2 protein-coding genes are annotated in these 1,352 nt (G+C 56.4%); both read left to right on the top strand.

Annotation, left to right across the window (positions count from 1 at the left end; translation table 11 throughout):
- The first annotated feature begins 65 nt into the window (after window positions 1-65).
- Complete coding sequence (locus KJB29_RS19065; RefSeq protein ID WP_215735889.1) at window positions 66-428, top strand: helix-turn-helix domain-containing protein; 363 nt, start codon at window positions 66-68, stop codon at window positions 426-428.
- Complete coding sequence (locus KJB29_RS19060; RefSeq protein ID WP_215735888.1) at window positions 425-1,315, top strand: IS3 family transposase; 891 nt, start codon at window positions 425-427, stop codon at window positions 1,313-1,315. Before KJB29_RS19065 ends, KJB29_RS19060 begins: the two co-directional genes overlap by 4 nt.
- Window positions 1,316-1,352 lie beyond the last annotated feature (37 nt).

Below are 1,352 nucleotides of genomic sequence, written 5' to 3'. Positions count from 1 at the left end.
TATGGCGGCCCCGGTTTTCTTGGACACGAAAATGAGGTAAATCTACGTGTTCAAGGAGGTCGTCAATGGAAAAGGATGTCAGTGTCTCCGGTGCGGCGGAAGGAGAGCGTAGCTCGACTGGAGCTGCACCGGAAGTCAAACGTTGGAGCGCCAACCGCAAGAAAGAGGTTGTCATGCGGTTGATGCGCGGTGAATCTATCGATGCCTTGTCCCGTGAGTTGGGCATCGAAATCTATCGCCTGGAAGAGTGGCATCAGAAAGCACTCCAGGGAATAGAATCTGCTCTTAAGGCCCGTGAAGGTGATCCGTTGGCGGCAGAACTCGATGCTGCCTTCAAGCGCATCGGCGAGATCACCATGGAAAACGAGCTGCTCCGAGAGAAAGCGAGGCGTGCCCACCCTTTGGCCCAGAGGAGATCGAAGAAATGAGCGCTACGATCTCCCCTGCCACCGGTAAAGCCTACGGCGTTCAGCGCGTCTGCCGTGCCTGGGAAATGCCCCGCTCGTCGTTCTATAGCCGCCAAGGAAGAAAAACCCTGCCATCGGCACTGCTTAAACGTGGCCCGAAAACACCGCTCACCGACGACGAGGTGCTTTCTCTTATCCGGACCGACCTGGAGACATCCTCCTTTGTCGGCGAGGGGCACCGTAAGGTCTGGGGGCGCCTACGCTTCGTCAAAGGGATCAAGGTCAGCCGCAAGCGGGTGCTGCGTCTCATGAGGGAGAACAATCTGCTCTCTCCTCACCGGGTTGTTCAGGGACAGCCCAAGGAACACACCGGTAAGATCATCACGGCGGCCCCCAACGTCATGTGGGGTACCGATGGCACCAAAATCTTCACCCTGGAAGAAGGATGGTGCTGGTTGTTTACCGCCGTCGAGCATTGGAATGCCGAGTGCGTCGGTTGGCATGTGACCAAGAATGGTGACCGGTTTGCCGCATTACAGCCGATCTCCATGGGAATCAAGGCCCGTTTCGGCTCGGTCGGAGCCGCTGCTGCCCGTGGGCTGGTACTGAGGATGGATCACGGCAGCCAATACCTTTCGGAACATTTCCAGAATCAGATCAAGTTCTGGGGAATCGCCCCAAGTTTCTCGTTTGTTGCCGAACCGCAGACCAACGGGGTGACGGAACGGTTCAATCGGACTCTCAAAGAGCAGGTCATCTATGGCCGCCACTACTGCACAATCGAAGAAGTAAGGACGGCAGTAGCTGACTTCATGGATCGTTACAACCGGCTGTGGCTGGTTGAAAAACTCGGTTTCAGAAGCCCACGACAGGCTTTCGAGGAGTATCAACTCAAGAAGGCTGCGTGACTCTTATCTTGTGTCCAGGGTACCGGGCGCGCTACAG

It is taken from the genome of Geobacter grbiciae (assembly GCF_018531165.1).
Classification (GTDB): Bacteria; Desulfobacterota; Desulfuromonadia; order Geobacterales; family Geobacteraceae; genus Geobacter; species Geobacter metallireducens.
This window is presented reverse-complemented; position numbering and strand designations above follow the sequence as displayed.